This is a genomic window from Metabacillus sp. YM-086, from assembly GCF_048059995.1.
Taxonomy (GTDB): Bacteria; Bacillota; Bacilli; order Bacillales; family Bacillaceae; genus Metabacillus; species Metabacillus litoralis_B.
In genome coordinates this window covers 75,170-93,833 of record NZ_JBLUOI010000002.1, presented here as the reverse complement: position 1 = coordinate 93,833, position 18,664 = coordinate 75,170, and the positions used below count along the sequence as shown (strand labels likewise).

The window sequence follows — 18,664 nt, the reverse complement described above, 5'->3', positions numbered from 1 at the left end:
TTCCTTATATGCACTTCTGTTATTTTATTACAGTAAAATTCTTAGGAGATGTTGTTAAAGTTTTATTCCCACTTTCTGTTATTAACACATCATCCTCAATACGTACCCCTCCAATTGAAGGTATGTATATTCCAGGTTCGATTGTATAAACCATCCCTTCTGTTAACAAGTTGTCATTAATATGACTCATAGAAGGATATTCATGAACATTAATTCCTAATCCATGCCCAAGACGATGTGGGAAATATTCGCCATAGCCTGCATCTGTTATAAGTTTTCTAGCTATTTCATCTAAATCGCCAATTCGGGTACCAGGTTTACTTGCTTCCAATGCAGCTAACTGTGACTGTAATACAGTATGATAGATTTCTTCTTGCTTTTCATTAGCCTGTTTATACACAAAGGTTCTTGTAATATCGGAGCAATAACCGTCTAACACAACACCAAGATCAAATAAGACAAAATCTCCATCAGTAAGCTGTCTCAACCCGGGATTTCCATGAGGATCTCCTGACTTTTCTCCAAATAAAACCATTGTCGAAAATGACATTTCTCTTATACCTTTTTTCTTGAGCTCGTATTCAATGGTCGCCAATACTTCCATTTCAGTAACACCATTTTTAAGCGATTCTACTCCAATTTGGACTCCATAGTCTGCAAGTTTAGCAGCCTCAGTTAAGATTTTTATTTCATTTTTGTCCTTTTTTAGTCTAAGTTGATTTAACTTATCCTCAGCTGAAACAATTTGAACATCTTCATTAGAAAGTTGTTTTAACTTTTCAACCCTACTGTATGAAGTAGTATCTATTTCCACCGCAACTTTATTTATAGAATGTTTATATCTAATTTTCACTCTTTCCTTAATTAACACCCATGGATCTTCGTGATCACTATAACCAATAATTTCATTTTCCCACCCAGCTGCCTTTGCCTGATTAACCTCCATATTTGGACAAACCATAATAGGTTCAGCTTCTTTAAATATAAAAACCCCCAATAGTCTTTCATGTGGGTCAGTATAAAAATGAGATAGATAAAAGACATTTTCTTTAGATTGAATAAAACACATATCAATGTTTTCTTCTTGAAGCCATTTCATTACTTTTTCTATACGATTTTTCATCATTTCACTACCCTTCTAATCTTCTCTTTACATGATAGCAATGAACATCAGAAAGTACAATTTAACACAACCCATAGAAACTGCTCTGTTAAAAAATATCTATTAAGAAAGAAATATACTGTCTCGAATAGGAAAATGATGGATAAAATGAGGTTTTATAGAGGTGAATTTTCACATACTTTTCATTCTAAAACATTTTGGAGGAAAAAATGAATAAAAAAGTTGTTATTATCGGTGGAGGTTTAGGTGGGATGTCAGCAGGTATACGTCTTGCTGTCGATAACTATGATGTTACGATTATTGAAAAAGGCGAGCGACTTGGAGGAAAGTTGAACAGGAGAGGTGGAAATGGTTTTTCCTTTGACACGGGACCCTCTATTCTAACCATGCCATGGGTACTTGAACAGTTATTTCAAAATGCTAATCGAAACCTTACTGACTATATTAAATTAAAAAGAATCGAGCCACAATGGAAGACATTTTTTGAAGATGGCACAACCATCGAACTTACAAGTGATTTACCTGAGTTAATTAGACAACTAAGATCAGTATCTAAAGAAGACGCAGGTGAGCTTTTCAATTATTTGAATTATTGTAGCAAAATGTATGAGTATAGCTTAAAAAGTGTGTACAAAAAAAGTTTAAGAGGATTACAGGATTTAAGATCCATGCATACGGTTAAAGAATTATTATCAATGGATCCGATGAAAACAATGCACCAAGGGACGCGTAAATTTTTTAAGGATAAAAAAATTCAGCAATTGTTTAACTTTTTAATCATGTATATTGGGTCTTCCCCCTATCATGCTCCTGCCGTTTTGTCACAGTTAGCACATGTTCAATTAGGACTTGGAATATATTATGTTGATGGTGGCATGTATGAAATTGCAAATGCTATGTCGAAGGTCTTACATGAATTACAAGTGAATGTACATCTAAACACAAAAGTAAAAAAGATCATATCAAATGGAAAAAAAGCAACAGGTGTAGAGCTTGAAAATGGACAAATAGTAGAAGCTGACATTATAGTCTCCAATTTAGAGGTTGTACCTACCTACCAAACTTTGTTAGAGAATCACCCTTTACATCATGATTTTATTCAGGAACAGGAAAAGTTTCCTCCAACAGTATCTGGCCTAGTGCTTTTATTAGGGGTTAATAGAAAATATAAACATCTTACACATCATAATTTTTTCTTTTCAGCATCACCAGAAAAAGAGTTTAATCAACTTTACAATGAGGAAACAGCACCAGAAGACCCAACAATTTATGTCGGAATATCCTCTAAATCTGATCCGACACAAGCACCTGAGGGCAAGGAAAACTTATTTGTTTTAACTCATGTACCCCCGTTAAAAGAAGGAGAAACATGGGATAATAAAGCACTGGAATACCGGAAATTAATTATTGCTAAGCTTGAAAAAATGGGTGTTACAGATTTATCAAATTCCATTGAATTTGAATACATGTTTACACCTAATGACCTTCAGCAATTATACGGAGCAAACGGTGGATCGATTTATGGCGTTGCCACAGACCGGAAGAAGAACGGTGGTTTTAAGTTTCCTAGTAAAAGCTCATACATACAAAATCTTTACTTTGTAGGAGGATCAACACATCCTGGCGGAGGAGTACCTATGGTAACATTATCAGGTCAACTTACCGCAGATCTTATTTTGGAACACGATTTGAAATATGATCATAAAAGAGAAATAGGCTAGCATGTGTACCCATGTAGATAACATAACAATCTACGTGGGTTTTTTCATCAAAACACCTTAAGAAATGTAAAACCTCTCCCTAGTCAGTACAATATATTTGATAAACGGAAATCGGGGGATCATTATGCTTACCTATATCATCATTCTAAGTTTATTTTTAATTTGGACTATTTTTAACTCTTTCTTTATGCCTGAAATAAAAAAACAAAGAATTCACCACAATAAACTTGTCTCCATTCTAATACCCTTACGCAACGAAGAAGACAATGTAATGGAGCTTATTACATCTCTAAAAAAATTAACGTATCAAAACCTAGAATTTTATTTACTTGACGATCAATCATCAGATCGAACATCATTAATTATTAAGTCTTTAATATCGAACGATAAGCGTTTTACTTTACTCTATGGAACTGAATTACCCCAAGGCTGGACAGGAAAAGTCCATGCATGTAACCAATTAAGTAAGAAAGCAAAAGGTGATTATTTTTTATTTTTAGATGCAGACATTCGATTAAATCCAGATGTTATTCAATCCGTTATTCATATGCTTGATAAACAAAAAGGTCATCTAATCACTGGCTTTCCACGTTTTCCAGTACAACATCTTTTAGAAAAATGGCTTGTGCCTATGCAACATTTTTTAATTTATTTCCATTTACCGCTTCTTTTAGCAAACTATACGCAAATGTCTTCCGCTGCTGCCGCACATGGGTCGTTTATGTTATTTGAACGACAAGCATATTTTACTATTGGCGGTCACGAAACCATTAAAAATTCCTTGCTTGATGATGTTCATTTAGCGAGGATTATGAAAAAGCAAGGCTACAAAGTTATTCTTTTAAATATAACTTCTTTTGTTACATGCTACATGTATAAGAGTAATAAAGAAGTATGGGAAGGATTTAAAAAAAATACTTTTATCGGAATTGGTCGTTCTCGTTTTTTAGCTATTATTCTTATTTCCTTTTATTTTTGTTTCTATATCTTTCCCGGTTTACTTGTCGTCTATGAAGTATACAATTTACTTGTTAAAGATTATATTACTATATTTAATATTTTGCCTTACATTCTTATTGTTTCACAAAAAGGGTTTGTTGATCGAAAAACCAAACAAAATGCATCAATCAGTTTTGCAATGCCTATAATTGCAACATTCTTTATCTCATTACTAATCTCTTCAATGGAATCTTCAATTATGAAAAAGGGATATATGTGGAAAGGCCGTAAATATCATTAATATTTGTAACATGTTCTTAATATTTCATTGATACTCCAAAAGTTCTTTTTCTTGTATAATAACATTATATGTCTATCTTTCTTCCTACTAAGGAGTTGTTCGTATTGCTTCATTGGGTAAAACGTCATTTAGTTTCTATACTTTGTATCATAGGGGTTATGGCTCCTTTTATAGGAATGTCATTAATTGACACCTTTTACTATAGTACGATTTTCGGATGGATTATTGGCTTTTGCTGTTTTGTTATTTCATATATCATTGTTAGTAAACGTCCAGATGAAGAAGAAGGAGCAGTTAATGCACCTAAAGAAACAATATAATATGTAGGAAACAAAAAAGAGGGAGACTTATACCCTTTTAAGTGTATGAAATCACCCTCTTTGCTCTTTCTATATCCCTCTTAATAATCGTAATCCATTCAAAATAACCAAAATGGTACTTCCTTCGTGTCCAATAACACCTAGTGGTAAATCAAGCACTTGGAGGAAGTTGGAACAAATTAATAGCGCAATAACAGACATTGAAAATACAATATTTTGTTTGACAATTTTATTCATCTTTTTGGACAATTCCAACGCATTTGTAAGCTTTGAAAGTTCATTTTTCATCAAAACAATATCTGCTGTTTCCAGTGCAACATCAGTACCTTCTCCCATTGCAATTCCAACATCAGAAATGGCAAGTGCTGGAGCATCATTAATGCCGTCCCCAATCATTGTTACTGTTCCGTATTTCTCTTTTAACGCTTTAATTTCTTTCACCTTGTCTTCAGGCAAACATTCAGCCTTAAATAAATCCACGCTTAATTCGTTTGCGATTGCTTCTGCGGTTGAAAGGCTATCACCAGTTAACATAACTGTCTTAATTCCATTTCGCTGTAATGTTTCAATTGCAGCCTTTGCCTCTTGTCTTACAACATCCTTTAATGCAATTAGCCCAACCATTTCATCATTACGAAGAACATATACAATCGTTTTTCCCTCTTTAGCAAGTTGCTCACTTATTCCACCATGATATGCCTCAGCTATACTTCGTCCAACAAATTCCGACTTACCGATTTTCCAATTCACTCCATTGATAACTGCACTTACACCAAATCCAGACTTTTCATCCACTGAAATCATTTTTGCCGAGTGATTTGGGTAATCTTTGTGAAGTTTGGAAACAATAGCTTTTGCAAGTGGATGTGTTGATTGATTTTCAATCGAGTGAACTGCTTCGTAGAATTCTTCAAGATTCACATTTTCAGACGTAATCAGATTTGTAACAGCTGGCTCGCCTTTTGTTAAGGTTCCTGTTTTATCAAATACAACAACATTTGTTCTACTTAAACTCTCTAAATGCATACCGCCTTTAAATAAAAGACCATTTCTTGCCCCGTTTGAAATAGCTGATAATGTTGCCGGCATAATCGATGCAACTAAAGCACAAGGTGATGCCACCACCATCAAGACAAGTGCTCGATATATTGTTTCGTTCCATGTCCACCCTAATAAAAAGTGTGGTAATACCATCATCGCAGCAACTAATAGTAAAACTCCTTTTACATATGTGCCTTCAAAACGTTCAATAAATTGTTGTGAAGGTGATTTTTCCGATTGTGCAGATTGAACTAGATCTAATATTTTTTGAAACATTGTTTCTGTACTTTTTTTCGAAACAGATACAGTAATGGACCCATTTCCATTAACTGTACCAGCATATACTTCATCATTTATACCTTTTTCAACAGGCATAGACTCTCCTGTAATAGCTGATTGATCTATATTTGTTTTACCAGACAAAATAAAACCATCTGTTGCAATTCTTTCCCCAGGTTTAACTAAAATCGTATCACCAATATCTAAAGAAGATACATGGACTCGACTTTCCCTTCCGTCAACTAACAGCACTGCCTCTTCAGGCTGCAAACTCATCAATGCGGAAATTTCCCGTTGGCTTTTATTCATCGTATAGGTCTCCAATGCACCACTTAAAGCAAAAATAAAAATAAGGATGGCACCTTCTGTCCAATAACCTATAATAGCAGAACCAACTGCTGCAAAGATCATTAGCAGCTCAACATTCAAGTTTTTCTCTGCTATTGTTTCCTCTATCCCTTCCTTTGCTTTTGCAAATCCACCTATAATAAAAGCCAAAATAAAAAGTGGAATAGCGATTGTTTCATTTCCCTGATTGTTATAAAACCATCCAAAACCTATTAAAATACCAGAAATGATTGCATTAATAAGCTCTATATGTTCCATCCATTTTTTGAGAAACTGATTTTCATTTTTCGTGTTTGCTTGATGTTTTATTCCAGTTACCGTGTTTGTCTCCATCATCATCCGCCTCTCTAATTGAGAATAACATTCATAATCAAAGTCTTTATTTTTATAAATTTCCCTAGGTCTATTCAAACAAAACGTGATTAATTAAGTATAATATGATTATAACAAACAATATTTTATTTTCAAGTGATAATTATTATAATTATTAAATGATAATTATTATTAATAATAAGTATTCTCAATAAGTTAATTCATAACAATACCCTCTAAATAAGGTGCTACCCACGAAAAAAAGAAAGTACAGATCATGCAAGTATCCTTGTCACTAACTGTACTCCCGTAACTAAATCATATTAAATTTTCATTATTCTGTGAGAAAAACAACTATAAGCAAAACATTTAAAAGTTGTAAATTTATCAAGTTAATTTAAAGTAGTTTAAAGATCTAATAATGCCTGATGTAACATTTCGGCAGTTATTGGTCCTAATACTTTTTCTCTAATCATTCCATTTTCATCTATAATATAACTCGTAGGAATGCCAATGACTTGATAACGTTTTGAAACCTCTCCATTTACATCCAAAACTACTGGAAAAGGTAATTTTGATTGCTGAACAAATTGGATCACTTCTTTTTGACTGTTTTCTGCAGATGTAATATTAACCCCAATTATCTCAATGCCCTCCAATTTTTTTTCTTTGTAAAACTTCTTTAATTCTGCCATTTCTTCCTGACAATAAGAACACCATGTAGTCCAAAAAGTAAGAACCAAAACATTTCCTTTCAAATTTCCCAAATTTAATTTCTCATCTTCTGTTGTTTTTAATGTAAAATCAATTGCTTTTTCTCCTTTTTCAAGAGCGAGCGAGCTATCGGAATAAACAGGAAAAATAATAAAAATGATGAGTAGTATCTTGAGAAACAGGCTATATTTATTCATTAAATCACCCTCATGAAGATATTATCCTCTGCTTACTTTTACCATAAAACAAAAAAATATGAATAAAGGATTTTATTTTTTGATCCTTTACTCATATTTCACCTCCAATTAATACGTATATCTTTTTTTCATAAAATACACACTTACTTCAAGCTTATTGCAGATTGTTACGTAATGCATGAGCATAAGTAGCACAGCTCCCATGTTCATCCCCAAAATAATTCCTTTCATTTGCAGGACTTCCATAGAACCTAATACATACATCATCCCAAACGATATGATATGGGACCATACAGTATGAAAAAGGGCATCCTTGACGAGCCCCAAACCAATCAGATAGGCTTGCATAGGAATGATGAAAAAATGGAAAAGAAAGTACGGCCATAATAGTTTTAAATAAAAAGCTGCAGTTGAAGAATCAAAAAATAAGCGGGAAAGTGGTTCTGCAAACATATACATGACAAAAACGGAAATAGATCCATAAAGTAATGTAATGACCATTGACTGCTGCAATAATCGTACTAACTTGTTATTATCGTTATTTGCATAGGCTTCTGATACATTCGGGATCAGCATGACCATTAAAGAATGTCCAATAAAAGCTGGAAAAAATCCAATTGACATAGCCACACCAGCTAACATTCCATAATGTTCATTGGCCATGACACTTGAAAAGCCAGCAGCTACTAAAGCACCCTTTACTAAGAATGGTTGAATAGCATGTGTAAAAGAATGAAAAAGCCTCAAACCTGTAGTTGGAAAAGAAACGGAAAAAAGAGCCTTCCTCACTTTATCTCCGCGTATGAATTTATGATTTTCCTTGCTAAGTACTTGGTATTCCATAAAATAGACAGCGATTAAATATGCACTCACAAGTAGTTCACTTCCAATTAATGTAGCTAAAGCAATCAACAGTGCTAGCTCAATTTGAAACTGAAAGGATTGATAGACCCAATAAAGAATACCAAGTTGGACTAGTTTTTTCAGAAAATTTGAAAATGCAATCTTCCCCATGTGTTGTACTCCCATAAAATAACCTCTTGCAATCGATGTAAATGAAACAACAGGTATGAGAATGACGAACAACCACTTAACATATGGATGGTAGGTATTTAAAAATGGTAAGTGCGGAAAGGTTAGTACAGCAGCTGCAACAAATAAACATGTAAAAATAATCGTCAGCAAAAGAGTATGTTTTAACATATAGTAATGTGTTTCGCGTTGCTTTTCAGCAACAAATTTTGAAATAGAAATCGGTAGCTCTAAACTGGCAATAATAACAATAAAAAAGATAATCGGTAAAATGGACATATATAAGCCCATACCCTCTTCCCCTAACTCACGAGCCAAAATCATATTAATAAAAAACTCTAAACATTCACCAAAAAAGGCTGCTATAACAAGCATTAATGTTCCTTTTACAAAAGTGTTCATGATGTCTTGTCCCCTTATCTTTAGACTAGTCCATTAGTAAACGATATGAGACAAGACCTTTAAATAAAACAAGCATCTTTTATTTTCCGTTTAAATTCACAAAATTTATAAGCCTAATCAATAACACCTGACTCGGTGATCACAACATCCGCCTGTAAGTCCACCTCTAACTCTGGTATTCTGTCTCGCCACTCATCAATCAGAAATGTACGAGACTGTGAGCGTAGGTCATCACCTATTCCAATTGGATCTATTTTTAGCTCTTTGAATTTTTCAATTAGAGCTAACGATTCTTTTTCTACGATTTCTTTAAAGGCTTTCTCAACTTCTCCTGTTACCTCAGGTGTAATTTTCTTTCCAGTATACTCATTTATAAATCCTTCGATATGAACCTTAATTTTCAACTTAATAGGATTTGTTGAAACCACCTTTAGCTCACGTGATGAGGCAATGCTTTTAACGCCAACTGATTCACCTGTAGCTGGCATTTCAACTGTATAAGTTCCTTTTGTGTACTGATCTGCTAGTACCTTAAAAAATAACAACTTTTCATTCGAAATTTCTCCAACCATTTTCCTTTCATCCATAAGGGCTAACCCATCAATTTCAACACTACCTGACTCCTCATTTTTTTTTATAATTGGAAGAAAAGGATCTTGTCCCTTTGAATAATGTTGATAAAGAAACAAATGTAAATTCGTTCGTGGTAGATCTCTATTCAGTTTATTTTGTAAGACCAAGTTTGTTAAATACTTTGCGGCACCTAGAGTTGCAAAATCAGATTCTAAAATGGCGTTGGCTTCACCTCTGGTAATCACTAGCAATAATCGCTCACCAATAGAAGCATCGCGCTGAAGGGTATCAACCATCTCGGTAAGCCCTTGTTTTGCTAAACTCTCACCAAATAACACAATTTGTAACTTACCTAAAACAAGGGGATCTGGTGATTGTTTTTGCATATTTGATACTAGCTCACGAGCTAATTTAGATTCTTCGACAATAACACGATCTGTAACTGGCTGATCTTTAATGTATGTATCAATATTTGCCGATCCTTTTATTTTTTGATCATCAACAAGATCAACTCCAAGTGCTGTAATCAGGTTTACATCATCAATGATCTCCTTTTCCACACATCCTGTTACAATCATAATCATCAGTAAAAATATGAGTAAGTCTCTACACTTCACGCTTTTCTCCCCTTTATTTTTTTTATCAATATAGTGAGAAAGAAAAGAACCGGAATATACCCAAACATCATATAAAAACCTGTCTGTGCAACAAAGTCATTTAAAAAGTTAATTTGATCCCTTGTTTCCATCATAGAAACAATAAAATATGACAGAAGTAAAACAAGCACAAGCAATTTTCTTTGGTTAAATTTATATGTATCCTTTAAGCACCTGCTTGCACACCAAAATGTTAAGCAAACATTAGGGAGTATGATTAAACACCAATTGGCAATTCCTATGTATTCAAACCGCTCTACAAAAGGCATTTCAACAATCTTCCAGATCGTTAACGTTGCCCACACGTTTTTTTGTAATTGTTCTTCACTAAAATAAGCCAGTGAAACCATCATCATTAGCGTAAAGAGTAGTGTACTATATGCAACTCCGAGATGTGCCCATTTTTTTGACTTTTCAGGCCGTTTAATAAACGGATAATAGACTAATAACGCCTCAAAGCCTAAGATGGTTAATGACATACTTTTTGTAGAAGCGGCCATGTCTTTAAAAGAATGATTAAGTGGTGGGGCAAGATTAGATAAATCAGAGAACTCCACAGGAAATAAAAAGGTGAATAATAAATAACTAGGCAATACGACCCCAAAAAAACAGATCCCCGTCACAATTCTGAAACCACCACTAATGACATAGTAGACTAATAATAAGAAGATAAGTGAAAATATCCAAATATTTAAATCGGGGAACATCCAAACTTCAATTATTTCTATATAAGTCCTTAAAACAGTAATAGCAAGCAAGCAAAAATACAAACCGAAAATAGTACTGAAAAGTCCACCGATCCATTTCCCAAAAAGCTCTTTATGTACATCAATAATGTTGCCTTCAAAATCTTTCAAAATACGAAAAATCATCCATACTGAAATATGTACAAGAATACCCGATATAATAACTGCAATCCAAGCATCTCTTCCCGATTTTTCAGCTACAATTCTTTGAAATCCTAATACACCTACACCAAATTGAAGTGAGTGGATCAAATAGAACACCAAAAAATGTGATACTTGAAAACGATCTGCTACTTTCATTTTGTCCACTCACCTCACTCATTCATCTATGTCTTTATTCATTTTTGCCTTTTTAGAAGGAAATCTAATTGGGTTATTCGTTCGCAATTGTGACGGTCTCTTAGACAATAAGGAAAATGGAAGTCTAATTAAAGCATCTTTCATATCTTTTGTTCTAGGAGGATAGATTGGCTCTAAAAAAGGTCTCCCTAAGGAGGTTAATCTTAATAAATGTGTCATAAGAAAACAAAAACAAAGCATTAACCCCAGCAGCCCTAACCATTCTGCTAATAATAAAAATGGAAAGCGGAGCATTCGGATCGTGTTACCCATTGCATAAATAGGTGTTGTAAAAGATGCAAGTGCAGATAATGCAACAATAATCAGTAATATGTTACTTGTTAGACCTGCTTCTACAGAAGCAGTTCCAATAACAATCCCTCCAACAATACCTATTGTTTGTCCAACTTTTGTAGGAAGGCGTGCCCCTGCTTCACGTAAAAGCTCAATCGTTAACTCTAAAAACAATGCCTCTAGTATAGGTGGCAATGGTACTACCCTTCTCGATGAAATGAGAGTATTTAATAAATCACCTGGTATTAATTCATAATGGTAAGTTAAAGTAGCAACATAAATAGGTGTTACTAAAATAGAAAATGCTACAGCAAACAACCGAATCAGTCTAAAAAAAGATGCGTTTAACCAATTATAAAAATAGTCATCAAATGCTGAAAAAAACTCCACTAACGTTGTGGGTCCAATTAATACATGTGGAGAACCATCAACAATAACCCCAACCTTTCCTTCCGCTAAAATGGATGATACCCTGTCAGGGCGTTCCGTATCCAATAGCTGTGGAAAAGGAGAATTTTGATTATCAGAAATCATTTGTGTAATAAAGGAGCTGTCACTAATTTGATCGAATTTAATGTCTTTAATTCTTTGTTTAACCGTGTTAACATTCTCTTCATTCGCAATTCCCTCTATATATAATATTGCTACCTTTGTTTTTGAAAGCTTACCGACCTTTATTTCAAAAATACGTAGTTTTTCATCAGGAATTCGTTTTCGGATTAAATTAATATTAGATTCAATTGATTCTACAAACGCTTCTTTAGGACCTACTACACTAAACTCAACTTCTGGTAGAGAAACATCACGCGCTTTATTTATTGTTGCTTTAATTAATAAGCCAGGCAATCCATATTCTGTTAAGCAAATAAGAATGTATCCGTCTAATAGCTTTTCCTTAATCACATCTGTATCGATCGTGATAATAATATTTTCGATTGGTATTCCATTTTGTAAATCATCCAGTGTTTTCCAATCCCCACTCTTTAAAAAAGGCATAATGCTTTTTTGAAGAGTCTGCATATCAACCATTGTTCTTAAGTAAGATACCCAGTACTTAACATGAGAAGTCTCGGCTTCATATTGAATAAAATCAGAGGAAGTTCTGAACCTTGCTAATACCTGTACTAACGATAGCTTTTCTCTGCCACCTTCATACGTCATTTTATTCATCGTTCCACACGCTTTCATAGACATTCTTTTTTCTTATGTTGCCAAATTTTAGAGATAATATTCTTACTATATATAGGTGTGATATCAAAAAAAATTAGAATATTCATTTTAATCAAGGAAATACATCTTATAATGCAAAAAAAGCACATCACAATTGTGATGTACTAAGGATTTCATTATTTTGCAAATCGGTGATTACCAATATTCACTGTTACTTGACGTGATGTAATCCAAGTGCTTTTTGCTGTTTTAGGGTTATAGAAATATAATGAGCCTTTTCCCATTCCTCGGAAAGCTAAAGCTTCTTTTACTGCTGCCTTTGCTGATGCATCAGCAGGTGAATTAATTGCTCCATTTTGAACAGGAGTAAAAGCATAATAACCTTGATCTTTCTGATAAATAACACTTGAAATCGAATTTGGGAATAACGAACTATCAACACGGTTTAGTACAACCGATGCAACAGCAACCTTACCAGCATAAGGTTCACCTTTTGCTTCCGCATTTACAAGACGTGCTAATAAATCCATTTCTGCTGCTGTGATTGTTTGAGGTATAACAAGTTTTTCACCGATAAATAATAAATGAGAAGATTTTTTATTTGTTGACATTAAAGTTTTAACAGGAACTCCATACTTTTTACCAATGATCCAGAACGTATCTCCTGATTGCACTTGATGTGTTGTTGCAGCACTAGCTTTAGATTGTGGAGCAGTCATCGCGATAAGCGAAAAAGCTAATGTTGAAACAGCAACAAGTTTTAAAATTGCCTTTTTCATAGATTCGTAACCTCCTGAAGGTTCGTCATGTATTAACCAAGCTTGCCTGGCCACATACACAAGACTAACAGGATCCTCCCTCTAATACACCCCTCAATATCTGGTAGCAATGGGAAATGTTTTGTGCAGCGGTACGGACATAAAATCGTTCAACTACCAAACTTCTTAGTAGAAAGTAAGCAAAAAGAATCGTTTATTTATAGTATCGTATGTACCTTTAGGATAGAGTTCTGTTAACACTCTTTAATCAATGTATTTTTTATTATAAAAATAGTGTAATTTACTTATTTTTATTAAACAAAAATAAAAAGAGCCGAGAAATTAGATCGTCTAACTTCTTGGCTCTTTTAAGTAGCGATATATTACACTTCCACCTTGTTTAGCAATTCCTCGAAAATGTTTAAAATCTTCACGGTTCACAAGAACCTCACGAAATATAAGGAATTGTTCTTTTGTGACATGGTATTCGTTTAATTCTCCGTCTCTTAATTGATCTAGTATTTCAGTAACAGTTTGTCCATCCATCGCTTTTTCCTCAATTCATATTTTTTAGTTGCATTTAATGTCAATTTCAACATTCATTTTAAATCAATTGACTTTAAAGATCTATTGAAAATTAAGCAATAGCTTCTTTTAACTCTCCATCCATTTTTGCAATTTATCATAGTTTCTTCTTGCATCATCAAAGCCAAGTGTATATAAATCCTCAAGTTTTGTTTGATTTCTTTCAATTCTTCCAACTTTCACTTTTGAACTTGGTTGAATGACAAAAATATTCCCTTTCTTCTCTTCTTCTTTTATGTGATCTATTGTCTGATTATACATGTTATATCTTGATAAAACAGACTCTACCAACTCTGGATAATGTCCATAAACTTTCGATAATAACCACTTAATGTTGGATTTTTTCTTCTTAGTATAAGTATGATCCCTTGTAAGAATGACTACGTTCTTTTTTAAACCATCTTTTTCAGCTTGTTTGATTGGAACTGAATCCACAATTCCTCCATCTAACAAATGTTTACCTTTATATTCTACAACTGGAGCAATAAAAGGTAATGAGCTTGAAGCACGTATAACTTTCAATAAATCTTTACCATATTCTTCTTTACTAAAATAAACAGGCTGACCTGTATGACAATCTGTTGTCGTAACGACAAATTCTTCTGGGCTGTTATAAAAGGTCTCAAAATCAAAAGGAACAAGCTTATTTGGAATTTCATCAAACAGAAAATCCATTCCAAATAATTGTCGCTGCTTCACTAAATTTCTGAAAGAAAGATATTTTGGGTGTGAAACCAAATCAATGTTAACTTGTCGATTTCTTCCTTTTTGCCTAGAAAGATAAGAGGCACCAAAACACGCTCCAGCAGATACACCAATAACATATGGAAAATATAAATTTTTTTCCATAAAATACTCTAATACTCCCGCAGTATAAATTCCGCGCATACCGCCACCTTCTAATACAAGACCTGTATCTACCATAAAAACCTCCCTATTACAAAAATTATTTTACTAATATACCATGAATCTTCCTTTTCCATCATTAACTTAGCATTTTATTTTGCATTTCACCAAAAAACACTTCCATGTTCTGTAAATTATTTAACGAATTTAGTAGAAAGGCTTTACTTACTAACAAAAATAGTGTTAAATAATTCTAATAGAGAATATTTTTAAATTTAAATTGCGCCTAAGCTCAAGGCGTAAGCGTATACGAGAAAGATTAGTAAATAAACTAATCATAGAAGAATATGTAAAGGAGCGAGGCAATGAAGATCGCTAAAGTAGGTAGTATCATAGAATTCAGAGATGGTTTAACAGGTGTTGTTGAAAAGGTAAATGAAAATTCCGTCATTGTTGATTTAACATATATGGAAAATTTTAAAGACTTAGATCTTGATAGACGTACAGTTGTAAATCATAAAAACTATAAAATCATTAAAGACTCTTTTTCTTAATTAAAAGGTAAAGCGCGAAGAAACCGATTTCTTCGCGCTTTACCTTTTATTTTTTATCTTCACTACTTTGAACTTTAAGCGGCGGTGATATAAATGTTTCACCACAAACGGTACATGCATAATCACCTGCATACTGTCCTAGGTACCGTTGCTCAAGTTCAGGATGTAGACAAGCTGGTTCACCTTTATCCATCCATTCTTTTCGGAGCTTCGCCGCTTCATCAAATTTCATAACCGAAAACCTCCTTCCATTCACCTTAGTTCTATTTTATTTCACTATTATGGAAATTATTTAGATTAAATACACATTCTAAACACATCATAAGAAATAGGAGGTGTTAATATGGCGAGAATTTCTAATCCAATTGATTCAGAAAAGAAAAAGAATGAGCTTGGAGCCGATGGTCAGCTTCACGGTGGAATGATGGAAACAGTTGATCAAGTGTCTAATGCCATAACTGAAGCTGTTAAGAACATAGGCAAAGATGAAAATAAGAAATAGCGCTCTATGCGCTGTTTCTTATAATGAAAACATTGTCAGATTCTCTTACATATCTCTAGCACTGTAAGATTTTCTAACATATCATAATGAAAAAAAGTTAAAGGGGACCATAAAATGAAGAAATTTGTATTCGCCATCGACTCAAAAGAACTAATCATTAATGCAAACCATATTTTAGAAGCAATGGCAGAACTTAAATTACTTACAGAAGTCCTTGGAAAAGAGTTAACTATTGAATTTATCGGTATGTATAACATAATCTAAATAATGAAACAAACCCTCTGTATTATAGCCATTTCCTCCTCATGACCATTACACTTCTCCTCTTTTATTCAAGTCAGTGCTTTATTACATAAATAATGAAAAAAGGCATGTCCACAGGACACACCTATTCAAACAAAATTCTATCGATTATCAACTGTTTCTGGATATAAATCATGATTCATCATGCGGTACTCAGCCATTTTCTCATACTTTGTGCCAGGCTTACCATAATTCGTATAAGGATCAATTGAAATCCCACCACGTGGTGTAAACTTACCCCATACTTCGATATATCGTGGATCCATTAACTCAATTAAATCATTCATAATAATATTCATACAATCTTCGTGAAAGTCACCATGGTTTCTAAAGCTAAATAAATATAATTTTAAAGATTTGCTTTCCACCATTTTAATATCAGGAATATAGCTAATATATATTGTGGCAAAATCAGGTTGATTTGTAATCGGACATAATGAAGTAAACTCCGGACAATTAAACTTTACAAAGTAATCACGATTCGGATGTTTATTATCAAAAGTTTCTAAAATTTGTGGTGAATATTCAAACAAATAGTTTACTCCTTGATTCCCTAGTAACGTAACATCATTTAATTCATCGCTTTTTCTTCCAGCCATAATAATTCCCTCTCTTTCAACATTAAACACCTCGTTTATTTCCCCAGACCAGTGTATGAAGTTGTGGCAACACTCGCACAGAATTTAGCTCTTTATCCTCTATCACTTGGTCAATTAGCCACTCATATTTTCCTAAAAGGTTCTGCACAAGCTTTTCCGTGTTTCCTCCTAGCACATCATCATTTCCTACTTGAAGATAAAATGGAAGGTCTGGGTAGCGAAGATGAACATTTTTAGCATACTGAATGTCTTCCTTATTAAAAATAACAACTTTTAAACTAATAAATTGAGATCTTTTTAATCTATCTAATTCAGTAATAATAAAGTCTAGTTTTTCAAAGTCTGTTTTCATTCCTGAGCTAGGTGGCTTTGGAGATATGGTTAAATCATCAATATCCTTCAGCCACTCTTGGTATTTGCTACCTTGAGTTTCAATAGCTATTTTTATCCCTTTTTCCTTCAATAAAGAGATAAGCTCTTGAAGATTTCCAAGCAATGCTGGATTTCCTCCTGATATCGTCACATGTGAAAACCGGTCTTGGCCTAATTCAACTAGTTCCGTCCAAATATCAGCAGCTGTCATTTGTCTAATATCATCTTTAGCTGATCCATCCCATGAAAAAGCTGAATCACACCAACTACATGAATAATCACACCCAGCTGTTCGAACAAACATTGTTTTTTGACCTATGACCATCCCCTCACCTTGTATGGTAGGGCCAAAAATTTCTAATACAGGAATTTTCTTCATTCTTATCCCTCCTTGCGCTTGGGACGGAACACAACATAACTTGTAGGTGTTTCTCTTACAAAAACTTGAACACATTGTGGTTGATTCGCTTTTGTATCAAGCTCATTTTGAATTACTTGATAAATGGCTCTGGCTACTCCTTCTGTTGTTGGGAAGTAGTTAGGATCTTCCTCTGAAAAAAGATCAGTATGATCGTTTAAGAGCGAATGATCAAAGCGGTTATGAATCAGTTTCTTTAATGAGGCAAAATTTACAAGGAAACCTGATTCATCAAGTTCATCACCAGCAATTGTAATATTGACAAAATAGGTGTGTCCATGTACCTTCTGACATTTCCCAGCATCTTCATGAGGGATATAATGTGCTGCTGCTATATGCATATCTTTGTTTAACTCAAATTGATAAGAATGCTGAACCTGCGGATAGATCTGCTGAATCATTTAACACTCACTCCTTTTTCAACTAGATATTCCTCAAGTCCCTTTCTTCTTAACTCACAAGCTGGACACTCACCACAGCCTTCTGCTATCACACCGTTATAGCATGTTAATGTTTTTTCTCGCACAAAATCTAATGCGCCAAGCTCGTCAGCCAACTTCCAAGTTTCCGCTTTATTAATCCACATTAGCGGTGTATGGATAACAAATGGCTTATCCATGGCTAAGTTTAATGTTACATTACATGATTTAACAAATGCATCTCGACAATCTGGGTAACCGCTAAAATCAGTTTCACACACGCCTGTTACAATATGTTTTGCTCCTATTTGATTTGCCAAAATCGTTGCAAACGATAAAAATAGTAGATTACGACCTGGTACAAAAGTAGATGGAAGCTCACCATCTTTTTGTTCAATTTCAATATCCGCTCTTGTTAACGCATTAGGTGCAAGCTGATTTAATAAATCCATATCTAAAATATGATGCTTAACATTAAGTTCCTCAGCAATAGATTTTGCAACGTCAATTTCTAAGCTGTGGCGTTGATTATAATTAAACGTTACAGCCACGACTTCCTTAAATTGCTTTAGCGCCCAAAATAAGCATGTTGTACTATCTTGTCCACCACTGAAAACAACAACTGCTTTTTCATTTTTCATTAAGACCGTTCCTTTCCCATGAATAACAATTGGTAAATAACACAAACTTTAAAAATCTATATGTTCGTTAGTTGTAAGATGATAAACAAAAAACACCTTCGAATATAAATTCGAGGTGTCCAGCATTGTTCTATATAAAACTTTATATCAAAGATATCAT

Annotated in this window: 21 protein-coding genes; 6 read left to right on the top strand and 15 right to left on the bottom strand. The window is 33.8% G+C overall.

Translation table 11 applies throughout. The features are described from left to right. Positions 1–19: 19 nt before the first annotated feature. On the bottom strand, positions 20–1,123 hold the full coding sequence (locus tag ACEWK1_RS01365) for a M24 family metallopeptidase (protein WP_212135121.1): 1,104 nt from the start codon (positions 1,121–1,123) through the stop codon (positions 20–22). A 209-nt stretch (positions 1,124–1,332) separates the two neighbouring features. Between ACEWK1_RS01365 and ACEWK1_RS01360 the strand changes: the two genes are divergently transcribed. The 3 genes from ACEWK1_RS01360 (at position 1,333) to ACEWK1_RS01350 (ending at position 4,404) form a co-directional block, all read left to right on the top strand. Next, positions 1,333–2,844: a phytoene desaturase family protein gene (locus tag ACEWK1_RS01360; protein WP_212134257.1), complete on the top strand. Its 1,512-nt coding sequence runs from the start codon at positions 1,333–1,335 to the stop codon at positions 2,842–2,844. Positions 2,845–2,968: 124 nt separating this feature from the next. Beyond that, on the top strand, positions 2,969–4,084 hold the full coding sequence (locus ACEWK1_RS01355) for a glycosyltransferase (protein WP_212134256.1): 1,116 nt from the start codon (positions 2,969–2,971) through the stop codon (positions 4,082–4,084). A gap of 104 nt (positions 4,085–4,188) precedes the next feature. After that, a complete protein-coding gene (locus tag ACEWK1_RS01350) occupies positions 4,189–4,404 on the top strand; it encodes a hypothetical protein (protein ID WP_212134255.1) in 216 nt (71 codons plus the stop codon). Positions 4,405–4,473: 69 nt separating this feature from the next. On the opposite strand, the gene ACEWK1_RS01345 is transcribed toward ACEWK1_RS01350, so the two are convergent. From ACEWK1_RS01345 to ACEWK1_RS01305, 9 genes are all read right to left on the bottom strand, one after another. After that, positions 4,474–6,405, bottom strand: coding sequence for a heavy metal translocating P-type ATPase (locus tag ACEWK1_RS01345; RefSeq protein ID WP_232273527.1), 1,932 nt, complete (start codon positions 6,403–6,405; stop codon positions 4,474–4,476). A gap of 386 nt (positions 6,406–6,791) precedes the next feature. Next, a complete protein-coding gene (locus ACEWK1_RS01340) occupies positions 6,792–7,295 on the bottom strand; it encodes a TlpA disulfide reductase family protein (protein ID WP_212134253.1) in 504 nt (167 codons plus the stop codon). 108 nt (positions 7,296–7,403) lie between these two features. Then, complete coding sequence (locus ACEWK1_RS01335; RefSeq protein WP_121661137.1) at positions 7,404–8,729, bottom strand: polysaccharide biosynthesis protein; 1,326 nt, start codon at positions 8,727–8,729, stop codon at positions 7,404–7,406. A 113-nt stretch (positions 8,730–8,842) separates the two neighbouring features. Then, positions 8,843–9,919 (bottom strand): Ger(x)C family spore germination protein, encoded by a 1,077-nt coding sequence (locus ACEWK1_RS01330; RefSeq protein WP_212134252.1) that lies wholly within the window; start codon positions 9,917–9,919, stop codon positions 8,843–8,845. Continuing rightward, positions 9,916–11,004, bottom strand: a complete 1,089-nt coding sequence (locus tag ACEWK1_RS01325; RefSeq protein ID WP_212134251.1) for a GerAB/ArcD/ProY family transporter — start codon at positions 11,002–11,004, stop codon at positions 9,916–9,918. The genes ACEWK1_RS01330 and ACEWK1_RS01325 overlap by 4 nt, the downstream gene beginning before the upstream one ends. Before the next feature lie 18 nt (positions 11,005–11,022). Further along, on the bottom strand, positions 11,023–12,531 hold the full coding sequence (locus tag ACEWK1_RS01320) for a spore germination protein (RefSeq protein WP_232273528.1): 1,509 nt from the start codon (positions 12,529–12,531) through the stop codon (positions 11,023–11,025). A 152-nt stretch (positions 12,532–12,683) separates the two neighbouring features. Next, the gene (locus ACEWK1_RS01315) at positions 12,684–13,226 is read right to left on the bottom strand and encodes a cell wall hydrolase (protein WP_232273952.1); all 543 of its coding nucleotides are present in this window, start codon (positions 13,224–13,226) and stop codon (positions 12,684–12,686) included. Positions 13,227–13,616: 390 nt separating this feature from the next. Next, positions 13,617–13,811 (bottom strand): hypothetical protein, encoded by a 195-nt coding sequence (locus ACEWK1_RS01310; RefSeq protein WP_121661133.1) that lies wholly within the window; start codon positions 13,809–13,811, stop codon positions 13,617–13,619. Between the two features lie 108 nt (positions 13,812–13,919). Further along, on the bottom strand, positions 13,920–14,774 hold the full coding sequence (locus ACEWK1_RS01305) for a patatin-like phospholipase family protein (RefSeq protein ID WP_212134249.1): 855 nt from the start codon (positions 14,772–14,774) through the stop codon (positions 13,920–13,922). A 287-nt stretch (positions 14,775–15,061) separates the two neighbouring features. Here ACEWK1_RS01305 and ACEWK1_RS01300 point away from each other — a divergent pair, with 287 nt between their 5' ends. Then, complete coding sequence (locus tag ACEWK1_RS01300) at positions 15,062–15,250, top strand: YkvS family protein (protein WP_098795940.1); 189 nt, start codon at positions 15,062–15,064, stop codon at positions 15,248–15,250. Positions 15,251–15,296: 46 nt separating this feature from the next. Here ACEWK1_RS01300 and ACEWK1_RS01295 read toward each other — a convergent pair whose 3' ends face one another. Continuing rightward, positions 15,297–15,482 (bottom strand): hypothetical protein, encoded by a 186-nt coding sequence (locus tag ACEWK1_RS01295; RefSeq protein WP_121661131.1) that lies wholly within the window; start codon positions 15,480–15,482, stop codon positions 15,297–15,299. Positions 15,483–15,593: 111 nt separating this feature from the next. Here ACEWK1_RS01295 and ACEWK1_RS01290 point away from each other — a divergent pair, with 111 nt between their 5' ends. Together ACEWK1_RS01290 and ACEWK1_RS01285 are read left to right on the top strand one after the other, a co-directional pair. Then, positions 15,594–15,752 (top strand): hypothetical protein, encoded by a 159-nt coding sequence (locus ACEWK1_RS01290; RefSeq protein WP_162987277.1) that lies wholly within the window; start codon positions 15,594–15,596, stop codon positions 15,750–15,752. Positions 15,753–15,866: 114 nt separating this feature from the next. After that, on the top strand, positions 15,867–16,016 hold the full coding sequence (locus ACEWK1_RS01285; RefSeq protein WP_162987276.1) for a hypothetical protein: 150 nt from the start codon (positions 15,867–15,869) through the stop codon (positions 16,014–16,016). A gap of 140 nt (positions 16,017–16,156) precedes the next feature. Here the strand turns inward: ACEWK1_RS01285 and queF are convergent, their stop codons facing one another. Genes queF through queC form a run of 4 tightly spaced genes read right to left on the bottom strand, consistent with a single transcriptional unit; the run spans position 16,157 to position 18,504 of the window. After that, positions 16,157–16,654, bottom strand: coding sequence for a preQ(1) synthase (queF, locus tag ACEWK1_RS01280; RefSeq protein ID WP_121664916.1), 498 nt, complete (start codon positions 16,652–16,654; stop codon positions 16,157–16,159). 22 nt (positions 16,655–16,676) lie between these two features. Beyond that, positions 16,677–17,405 carry a 7-carboxy-7-deazaguanine synthase QueE gene (gene queE / locus ACEWK1_RS01275; RefSeq protein WP_212134247.1) on the bottom strand — a complete coding sequence of 243 codons (729 nt, stop codon included), beginning with the start codon at positions 17,403–17,405 and terminating at the stop codon, positions 16,677–16,679. Positions 17,406–17,407: 2 nt separating this feature from the next. Then, the gene (gene queD / locus ACEWK1_RS01270; protein WP_121661129.1) at positions 17,408–17,845 is read right to left on the bottom strand and encodes a 6-carboxytetrahydropterin synthase QueD; all 438 of its coding nucleotides are present in this window, start codon (positions 17,843–17,845) and stop codon (positions 17,408–17,410) included. Then, on the bottom strand, positions 17,842–18,504 hold the full coding sequence (queC, locus tag ACEWK1_RS01265; protein WP_212134245.1) for a 7-cyano-7-deazaguanine synthase QueC: 663 nt from the start codon (positions 18,502–18,504) through the stop codon (positions 17,842–17,844). Before queC ends, queD begins: the two co-directional genes overlap by 4 nt. Positions 18,505–18,664: the final 160 nt, after the last annotated feature.

Excerpts from the sequence above, each read along its gene's own strand:
- ACEWK1_RS01365 (WP_212135121.1), bottom strand. The coding sequence starts at position 1,123 with ATGAAAAATCGTATAGAAAAAGTAATGAAATGGCTTCAAGAAGAAAAC.
- ACEWK1_RS01360 (WP_212134257.1), top strand. The coding sequence starts at position 1,333 with ATGAATAAAAAAGTTGTTATTATCGGTGGAGGTTTAGGTGGGATGTCA.
- ACEWK1_RS01355 (WP_212134256.1), top strand. The coding sequence starts at position 2,969 with ATGCTTACCTATATCATCATTCTAAGTTTATTTTTAATTTGGACTATT.
- ACEWK1_RS01345 (WP_232273527.1), bottom strand. The coding sequence starts at position 6,405 with ATGGAGACAAACACGGTAACTGGAATAAAACATCAAGCAAACACGAAA.
- ACEWK1_RS01340 (WP_212134253.1), bottom strand. The coding sequence starts at position 7,295 with ATGAATAAATATAGCCTGTTTCTCAAGATACTACTCATCATTTTTATT.
- ACEWK1_RS01335 (WP_121661137.1), bottom strand. The coding sequence starts at position 8,729 with ATGAACACTTTTGTAAAAGGAACATTAATGCTTGTTATAGCAGCCTTT.
- ACEWK1_RS01325 (WP_212134251.1), bottom strand. The coding sequence starts at position 11,004 with ATGAAAGTAGCAGATCGTTTTCAAGTATCACATTTTTTGGTGTTCTAT.
- ACEWK1_RS01320 (WP_232273528.1), bottom strand. The coding sequence starts at position 12,531 with ATGTCTATGAAAGCGTGTGGAACGATGAATAAAATGACGTATGAAGGT.
- ACEWK1_RS01315 (WP_232273952.1), bottom strand. The coding sequence starts at position 13,226 with ATGACTGCTCCACAATCTAAAGCTAGTGCTGCAACAACACATCAAGTG.
- ACEWK1_RS01310 (WP_121661133.1), bottom strand. The coding sequence starts at position 13,811 with ATGGATGGACAAACTGTTACTGAAATACTAGATCAATTAAGAGACGGA.
- ACEWK1_RS01305 (WP_212134249.1), bottom strand. The coding sequence starts at position 14,774 with ATGGTAGATACAGGTCTTGTATTAGAAGGTGGCGGTATGCGCGGAATT.
- ACEWK1_RS01300 (WP_098795940.1), top strand. The coding sequence starts at position 15,062 with ATGAAGATCGCTAAAGTAGGTAGTATCATAGAATTCAGAGATGGTTTA.
- ACEWK1_RS01295 (WP_121661131.1), bottom strand. The coding sequence starts at position 15,482 with ATGAAATTTGATGAAGCGGCGAAGCTCCGAAAAGAATGGATGGATAAA.
- ACEWK1_RS01290 (WP_162987277.1), top strand. The coding sequence starts at position 15,594 with ATGGCGAGAATTTCTAATCCAATTGATTCAGAAAAGAAAAAGAATGAG.
- ACEWK1_RS01285 (WP_162987276.1), top strand. The coding sequence starts at position 15,867 with ATGAAGAAATTTGTATTCGCCATCGACTCAAAAGAACTAATCATTAAT.
- queF (WP_121664916.1), bottom strand. The coding sequence starts at position 16,654 with ATGGCTGGAAGAAAAAGCGATGAATTAAATGATGTTACGTTACTAGGG.
- queE (WP_212134247.1), bottom strand. The coding sequence starts at position 17,405 with ATGAAGAAAATTCCTGTATTAGAAATTTTTGGCCCTACCATACAAGGT.
- queD (WP_121661129.1), bottom strand. The coding sequence starts at position 17,845 with ATGATTCAGCAGATCTATCCGCAGGTTCAGCATTCTTATCAATTTGAG.
- queC (WP_212134245.1), bottom strand. The coding sequence starts at position 18,504 with ATGAAAAATGAAAAAGCAGTTGTTGTTTTCAGTGGTGGACAAGATAGT.